This is a genomic window from Streptomyces adustus (assembly GCF_009377175.1).
GTDB classification, from domain to species: Bacteria; Actinomycetota; Actinomycetes; order Streptomycetales; family Streptomycetaceae; genus Streptomyces; species Streptomyces adustus.
This window is the reverse complement of record NZ_VJZD01000346.1, coordinates 1-7,792: the sequence shown is the minus strand read 5'-3', so window position 1 is coordinate 7,792 and position 7,792 is coordinate 1. Positions and strand designations below refer to the sequence as shown.

Annotated in this window: 6 protein-coding genes; 3 read left to right on the top strand and 3 right to left on the bottom strand. The window is 72.7% G+C overall.

What is annotated here, in order from left to right; genetic code table 11:
* Positions 1-67 precede the first annotated feature (67 nt).
* Both lysX and FNH09_RS42695 read left to right on the top strand, forming a co-directional pair.
* Positions 68-3,346 (top strand): bifunctional lysylphosphatidylglycerol synthetase/lysine--tRNA ligase LysX, encoded by a 3,279-nt coding sequence (gene lysX, locus FNH09_RS42700; protein WP_152895251.1) that lies wholly within the window; start codon positions 68-70, stop codon positions 3,344-3,346.
* A 90-nt stretch (positions 3,347-3,436) separates the two neighbouring features.
* Positions 3,437-4,291: a polysaccharide deacetylase family protein gene (locus FNH09_RS42695; RefSeq protein WP_152895250.1), complete on the top strand. Its 855-nt coding sequence runs from the start codon at positions 3,437-3,439 to the stop codon at positions 4,289-4,291.
* A 30-nt stretch (positions 4,292-4,321) separates the two neighbouring features.
* Here the strand turns inward: FNH09_RS42695 and FNH09_RS42690 are convergent, their stop codons facing one another.
* The gene (locus FNH09_RS42690) at positions 4,322-4,996 is read right to left on the bottom strand and encodes a class F sortase (protein ID WP_152895249.1); all 675 of its coding nucleotides are present in this window, start codon (positions 4,994-4,996) and stop codon (positions 4,322-4,324) included.
* A 655-nt stretch (positions 4,997-5,651) separates the two neighbouring features.
* Between FNH09_RS42690 and FNH09_RS49275 the strand changes: the two genes are divergently transcribed.
* Positions 5,652-6,125 (top strand): hypothetical protein, encoded by a 474-nt coding sequence (locus tag FNH09_RS49275; protein WP_420802838.1) that lies wholly within the window; start codon positions 5,652-5,654, stop codon positions 6,123-6,125.
* Positions 6,126-6,128: 3 nt separating this feature from the next.
* On the opposite strand, the gene FNH09_RS42680 is transcribed toward FNH09_RS49275, so the two are convergent.
* Positions 6,129-6,680, bottom strand: a complete 552-nt coding sequence (locus tag FNH09_RS42680; protein WP_152895248.1) for a hypothetical protein — start codon at positions 6,678-6,680, stop codon at positions 6,129-6,131.
* Between the two features lie 215 nt (positions 6,681-6,895).
* Complete coding sequence (locus FNH09_RS42675) at positions 6,896-7,660, bottom strand: bestrophin-like domain (RefSeq protein WP_152895247.1); 765 nt, start codon at positions 7,658-7,660, stop codon at positions 6,896-6,898.
* Positions 7,661-7,792: the final 132 nt, after the last annotated feature.

The following is a 7,792-nucleotide window of genomic DNA, read 5'->3' as shown; positions in this document are numbered from 1 at the left end:
GCCCCGGCCGGGTGGGGGGCCGGGCTCTCGACGGGCGGAGTGGGCGTGGGCTTCCTACAGTCGGTACATGAGTGCCCCCGTGGAGGCCGCCCCGGCCGAGGACGCCCCGGGCCCGATACGGCCGCCCGGCGGCGGCTTCCTCGGCAGGGTGCCCGAGGCCTTCGCGACCTTCTTCGGCGCCCTGGGCCTGTTCTGCGCCCTGCTCGACCTGATCCCGCCGCTGCGCCTGCCGCTGCACCCGGTCGAGGAGTTCCTCGACCTGCTCACCGTCCCCGTCAGCGTCAACCTCGCCTACGCCGTCTTCCTGTTCCTGCTGGCCGCCGCCACCGGCGCCCGCAAACGGATCGCCTGGTGGCTGGTCGTGGTCTATCTGGGCCTGCTGGTCCTGACCGACGCCCTGGGCGTGGCCGTCGGCCTCTACGCCGCGTCCCTGCCGTCCCTCGTCGTGTGCGGCCTGGCGCTGATCCTCCTGGTCCTCGCCCGCGGGGAGTTCTACGCCGCCTCCCGCCGCGGCGCCGTACGGCGCGCGCTCGCCGTGCTGGTCGCCGGGCTCGCCGTGGCGATCCTGGCCGGCTGGGGGCTGGTGTCCCTCTTCCCCGGCTCCCTGCCCGAGGGCCAGCACCTGGCCTGGTCGGCCACCCGCGTCCTCGGCGGTCTGGTCCCGGCCCACTCCTTCGCGGGTCGGCCGCCCCACGTCGTGTCCTTCCTGCTCGGCCTGTTCGGCGCCCTCGCCCTGCTGAACGCCGCCGCCACCCTGTTCCGCTCCCAGCGCCTGGAAGCCGCCCTGCACGACGACGAGGAGCCGCGCATCCGCGCCCTGCTGCACCGCTACGGCGCCGACGACTCCCTCGGCTACTTCGCCACCCGCCGCGACAAGGCCGTCGTCTTCTCGCCCAGCGGCAAGGCCGCGGTCACCTACCGCGTCGAGGCCGGCGTCTGCCTGGCCAGCGGCGACCCCGTGGGCGACCGCGAGGCCTGGCCGCACGCCGTCGCCGTCTGGCTCGACGTCGCCCGCCGCCACGGCTGGGCACCCGCCGTGATGGGCGCCTCCGAGGACGGTGCCAGGGCCTACGCGCGCGCCGGTCTGGGCGCCCTCCAACTCGGCGACGAGGCGATCGTGCACCCCGCGTCCTTCGACCTCGACGGCCGCGAGATGCGGGTCACCCGGCAGGCCGCCCACCGAGTACGGCGCACCGGTGCCAGTTGCCGGATCCGCCGCCACGCCGGCCTCGACGAGGCGGAGATGGAGGACGTCGTCGACAAGGCCGACACCTGGCGCGACACCGAGACCGAACGCGGCTTCTCGATGGCCCTGGACCGCCTCGGCGACCCCGCCGACGGCGACTGCCTCCTGGTGGAGGCGATCGGCGAGGACGGGCGGCTGCTCGCCCTGCTGTCCTTCGTGCCCTGGGGCGACGACGGCATCTCCCTGGACCTGATGCGCCGTGACCGTACCGCCCCCAACGGCGTGATGGAGTTCATGGTCGCCGAGCTGTGCGCCGCCGCCCCCAAGCTGGGCGTACGCCGGATCTCCCTGAACTTCGCGGTGTTCCGTTCCGCCTTCGAGGAGGGCGCCCGCATCGGCGCCGGACCGGTGCTGCGCGCGTGGCGCAGGCTGCTGCTGTTCTTCTCCCGCTGGTGGCAGCTGGAGGCGCTCTACCGCTCCAACGCCAAGTACCGCCCCGAGTGGTACCCGCGCTTCCTCTGCTACGGGGACGCCGCCTCCCTGGCCCGGATCGGCCTCGCCTCCGGGATCGCCGAGGGCTTCGTCTCCGTACCCTCGCTGCGCAAACTCTGGGGAAAGGGGCACCCGAAGGGCGCGCGGCGGCCCGCTACCACGTACGGGCTGCCGTCGCTGTCGGCGCTCGGTCTCGACGGAGGGGACGAGGCCGGGCCGGCCGGCCCGGACGCGGGCCTGCCCGAGCAGGTTCGCGTCCGGCACCAGAAGCTGGACCGGCTGCGTGCCGTCGGCACCGACCCCTACCCGGTCGGCGTCCCGCCGCGCACCCACACCCTCGCCGCCGTCCCCCCGGACGGCCCGGTCACCGTCGCGGGCCGGGTCATGCTGGTGCGGGACTTCGGCGGCATCGTCTTCGCCGTGCTGCGCGACTGGTCGGCGGACCACCAGGTGGCGTTCACCCGCGCGGACTCCGGTCCCGCCCTCGACCGGTTCACCGCCGACACCGACATCGGCGACCACATCACCGTGACCGGCCGCGCGGGCCGCAGCGACAGCGGCGAGCCGACCGTCTTCGTCACCTCCTGGCAGCTCACCGGCAAGTGCCTGCGCCCGCTGCCCGACAAGCGGCACGGCCTCGCCGACCCCGAGGCCAAGGTCCGGATGCGCTACCTCGACCTGGTGACCAGCCCCGCCGCCCGTGACGTCGTACGGGTCCGCTCCACCGCCGTGCAGGCACTGCGCCAGGGCCTGCTGGACCGCGGCTACCTGGAGGTCGAGACCCCGATGCTCCAGCAGATCCACGGCGGCGCCAACGCCCGCCCGTTCACCACTCACATCAACGCCTACGACCTCGATCTGTATCTGCGCATCGCCCCCGAGCTGTATCTGAAGCGGCTGTGCGTCGGCGGCCTGGAGAAGGTCTTCGAGCTGGGCCGCACCTTCCGCAACGAGGGCGTCTCCCACAAGCACAACCCCGAGTTCACCATGCTGGAGGCCTACCAGGCCTTCGCCGACTACGACGTGATGCTCGACCTCACCCGCGAACTGATCCAGGGCGCCGCCACGGCCGCCTTCGGCCGGCCCGTCGCCCACCGGGACGGCACGGAGTACGACATCTCCGGGCCGTGGCCGGTCAGGACCGTGCACGCCGCGATCTCCGAGGCGCTGGGCGAGGAGGTCGACGTCGGCACGGAACCGCCCCGACTGCGCCGGCTGTGCGACCGGGCCGGGGTCCCGTACACCACCGACGACGGCCCCGGCGACATCGTCCTGGAGATGTACGAACGGCTGGTCGAGGAGAAGACCCGACTGCCCACCTTCTACAAGGACTTCCCCACCGACGTCTCCCCGCTGACCCGGCAGCACCGCACCGACCCGCGCCTCGCCGAACGCTGGGACCTCGTCGCCTTCGGCACCGAACTCGGCACCGCCTACTCCGAACTGACCGACCCCGTGGAGCAGCGCCGCCGTCTCACCGAGCAGTCGCTGCGCGCCGCCGGGGGAGACCTGGAGGCGATGGAGCTGGACGAGGACTTCCTCGACGCCCTGGAGTACGCGATGCCGCCGACCGGCGGACTCGGCATCGGCGTCGACCGGATGGTCATGTTCCTCACCGGCCTGACCATCCGGGAGACACTGCCGTTCCCCCTGGTGCGCCGCCGCTGAACCCGGCCTGCTCGACCGTACGGGTACATTCCTGCCGCCGCTGAAGTGTCCTGGTGCCGCACCGGGTGCCACCCGTGCGACTGATAAATCATGAAAGACGATCAGATCATTACGCGGCGCCGCGCGTTGCTCGCCGGTGCCGTCGCCCTGGGCGCGGCCGGAGTGGCCGGAGCGGTCGGTGTGCTCGTGCCGGACACGGTCGAGGAGCCGGTCGGGCCCGTGGCCGGAGCCGCGGGCGCCCCGGCCCGCCGACTGGCGTCGAAGCCCTCCGTCTACCGCCTCGAACCCCTGACCGGCTACGGCGTCCCGCGCGCGGCCCCCCGCCGGACCCTGGTGCGCCACGAACCCCTGCTGAGGATGTCCGGACGCGGCCGCACCATGGTGCTGACCTTCGACGACGGACCCGACCCCCGCTACACGCCCGGCATCCTGAACACCCTGCGCCGGTACGACGTACGCGCCATGTTCTTCGTCTGCGGGGAGATGGCCGTCGCCAACAAGGACCTCCTGGCGCGGATGGCCGACGAGGGGCACATCGTCGGCAACCACACCTGGACCCACCCCCTGCTGACCCGGCTCACCCGCTCCCGGATCCGCTCCGAGATGGAGCGCACCTGCGATGTCATCGAGGACGCCTACGGCGAGCGCCCGCTGTGGTTCCGCGCCCCCTACGGCGCCTGGAACCGGGCCGCCTTCCAGCTCGGCGCCGAACTCGGCATGGACCCGCTGGCCTGGACGGTCGACTCCCGCGACTGGACCGAGCCCGTCCCCGGCACCCGCACCATCGTCGACCGGGTGGAGGGCGGTGCCGCGCCCGGCGTGGTGGTCCTCTCGCACGACGCCGGGGGAGACCGCTCGCACACCGTCCAGGCGCTGCGCGACTATCTGCCGCGACTGCTGGACTCCGGCTACCACATCACGGTCCCGCGCCGGCAGTACGCGTGAGCGGCGATCGCCCGCCCGGCCGGGGAGCGCTCAGCGGACCTGGGCCAGGCGGGCGAAGACGACGACGTTGCCGTCGTAGCCGTTCTGCTGGGTGAAGCCGCCGCCGCAGGTGATGACCCGCAGCTCGGGGGTTCCCTTGGAGCCGTAGACGCGGTCGCTGGGGAAGTCGCTCTTCTCGAACACCTCGATGCCGTAGATCTCGAAGACCGCCGTCCTGCCGTCCCGGCGTGCCACCTCGACGCGGTTGCCCTTCTTCAGCGCCCCGAGCCCGTAGAACACGGCGGGGCCCTGCTGGTTGTCGACATGGCCGACGATCACCGCCGTCCCCTTCTCGCCGGGCGAGACGGCGCCGGTGAACCAGCCGGCCAGATTCGGGTCGTCGGGCGTCGGCGCGTCGATCCAGCCGTCCGAGTCCAGGCCCACCGAGGTGACGGGCGCGTTCACCTGGATCGCGGGGATCCTGACCCGATCGGGCACCGAGTACGGCAGGGGGTCCGGGGTCCGGCCGAACGCGTCCTGGGCGAGGCCGCTGCCGTCCCTGCCCGCCGCCGCGGCGGGCTGCGGAGGGCCGACGTCGAACTCGCCCGACCCGTTGCGGATCAGCGCGAGCCCGGTCAGCAGCACCAGCGCCATCACACCCCACGGCGCGCGCTTCCTGGGCCGCTCCTCCTCTTCCGCCACCTCGGACAGCTCGTACGCAGACATTCGCCATCCCCTCTCGGCCCGGCCGTCGCCGGGTCGCTCGCGCCTGCGTAAACGCTAAATCCCTGATGCGAAAGCGGCGACGAGTCACACGCGAACGGGTGGCGCCGGGTCCAGGGTGCGCCATCCGGGTCGGCGCCTTATGGGAAATTTCTGACGGCCAATGACCTGCGGCAATATCGGATTGTGCGGTTTTCCGTCGGCGTGTTGTCTCACCGGGACGGACCATTCCCGAAATGCGGCGGCGTGCGGCGCGTCCGAGGGTCGTACCAGGAGACGCTTTCTCGCCGATCGACCGGGCACGGGTCCCGGGGCGCCTTCCGCGGAGGAACTCATGCGAAACTCACGTGCCCTGGCGGCCGTGGCCACTGTGGTCGCCGTCCTCGGGTTCGCGGTCCCCGCGGCCTTCGCGGACGGGATGGGCGACGGGGGCGGCGGTATCCCCCCGAACGGCGTGGGTGGTGTCAGCGGCATCGGACCGGGCAACGGCATCGGGCCCGGCAACAACTGGGGCGGCGGCTTCCCCCACCGTCATGGCATCGGGCCGGGGCGGGACGGGCGAGGCAACTACTTCGGCCCGAACGACTTCTTCGGTCCGAACAACGCCGTCGGCCCCGACAACGCTTTCGGGAACGACAACTTCGGTCCGGACAACGGCCTGGGGAACAACAACGGGGGCCTCAACAACGGCCTCGGCAACAACGTCGGTCTCGACAACAACAACGGCTTCGGGCCGCGGAACATCGTCGCCCAGCCCGGCGTGGTCGCCGCAGGCGGCCGGCTCACCGTCACCGTGGACGGCTGCCGCACCGGTGGTGTCATGGCCTCCCGTGCCTTCCGCAACAGCCCGCTGCGAGCGCTCAACGGCACCAACGACACCGCCAGGGGCGTGGCGGCCATCGGCAACAACGTCCGGCCCGGCCGGTACGACATCACGGTCGACTGCAACGGCCGCGCCCTGACCCGCCCGTCGGCCTTCGCCGTGATCGGCGGTGTCCGCGGCGGTGTCGGCGGCAGCACCTCGATCGGCGCGACCCCGACCGACATGGCCATCGGCGGCGGGCTCGTGGGCGCGGCCGGCCTCGGCGGAGTGGTGTGCTGGATGCGTCGCCGCGCCGAGAAGCGCGTCTGACCGTCAGCCGCCGTCCTCGCCCTCACGGCGGCGCCCGAGGCGGTACGCCGTGCCGACGGAGCCCACGATGAGCGCGGCGCCCAGAGCGATCTCCTTGAGGTCGAATCCGGCGGAACTGCCGCCCTCGCCCGCCTGGACGGCCCGCGGGACCTGCTGCCCCGGTACGGGCGGGAGGCCGGTGTCGTCCGGCCCGCCCTCGGCGATGGTCAGGTCCGTGGACCCGCTGATCCCGTCGCAGGTGAACGTCACCCGGTGCACGGCCCCGGCCCGCGCGGCCCGGTCGACCGTGGTCACGGCCGACGGGCGCCCGGCGGGGATCCGTACCGTGTCGAAGGCACCCGAGGCGACCGTCGCGGTACCCCGGCAGCCGCTCCCGTCGCGGTCGATCTGGAGGGTGAGCTGTCCGCCCGGCGCGATGGTCCGGGGCAGGACGCCGAAACCGAACGGCGTGACGTCGTGGCCGCTGTCGCCGTCGCTCGCCACGACGGCCGGCGCGACGAGGGCCAGTGCGGTGACGCCCAGCAGGGCGGCCGAGGCGACGCGTATCGCGCGCATGGTGGATCCTCCGGTCCCCGAGGAGCAGCCGCGGACCTGTTCCGCCTGAGCCGAAAATGCACCTCGATGACCGAAACGCTAGAAACGGGCGGGTGCCCCCGCGATCGCAGTAGTGCGAACGGGTTAACCCTGTGGGCCGCGCGGGCGAATCCCCGCGCGCGAGCGGGAGGGACACCGGCGCCCGTGGGACGCCGGCGGCCTCCGGTGCCGGTCCGTCAGCCGCCCGCGTGCGGGAACAGGTGCAGGAACGGCTCCGCGGTCGCGGCGACACCGCGGCTGTAGGGCGAGTCGAAGTCCCAGATAAGGAAGAGCAGGAAGGCGATGAGCGCCGAGAACATCCCGGCCAGGACGAGTTCTCGCGCGGTACGCCGGATCTGGAGCGCGAAGACCATGCCGATGGTGATGACGGCCCCGATGAGCAGCCCGAACCACACCACGCCCGGCATGGTGGACCCGGTGGAGTCGGCGCGGGCGTTGCGGGCCTGGTCCGCCGCGGCGACCTGGTCGAGCAGGGGCTGGTAGGACTGGGCCTCGAAGTCGTTCTTCGGCTGGTAGTCCGTGACGTCGGCGCGGACGCGTCCCAGCAGTTCGGTACCCCGGTCCGTGACGTCCCCGTGGTCGGCCATCGCCTTCCACTCGGTGGTCACGACGTGTCCGACATAGGTGTTGACGTCCGCCCGGATCCGGTCCCGTACATCGGGGGGATATGCCCGGACCCGCTCCGAGATCTCGTGCAGCGCCTGGGCCTCCGCCTGCACATGGTCCTGGGCGACGCTGCGCGCCTCCCACACACCGGCGATGGCCAGGCCCAGGACGATCGCGTAGACCACGCCGATCCACATCGTCATGTACTCGATGACGTCCGGTGTCTCGTCGGGGTCCTCGTCCTCGGGGGCTCTGCGGGCCCGTACCAGGGTGATCACGACGACCACGGCGCAGGCGGCCACCATCGCGAGAGTGAGAACAAGCCATTCCGGCAAGAGGTGCCTCCAGAGGATCAGCGGGGGCGCAGCGCGGCGACGGCGACGAGCGCGGGCACGGTGATGAGCAGGACGTAGACGACGGGCGGCGTGGTGTCGCGGGCGGGCCGCGGGGGCGGGGCGGAGTGGTGG

Bases quoted from the DNA above. Each gene is read 5' to 3' on its own strand.
- lysX (WP_152895251.1), top strand. From the start codon at position 68: ATGAGTGCCCCCGTGGAGGCCGCCCCGGCCGAGGACGCCCCGGGCCCG.
- FNH09_RS42695 (WP_152895250.1), top strand. From the start codon at position 3,437: ATGAAAGACGATCAGATCATTACGCGGCGCCGCGCGTTGCTCGCCGGT.
- FNH09_RS42680 (WP_152895248.1), bottom strand. From the start codon at position 6,680: ATGCGCGCGATACGCGTCGCCTCGGCCGCCCTGCTGGGCGTCACCGCA.
- FNH09_RS42690 (WP_152895249.1), bottom strand. From the start codon at position 4,996: ATGTCTGCGTACGAGCTGTCCGAGGTGGCGGAAGAGGAGGAGCGGCCC.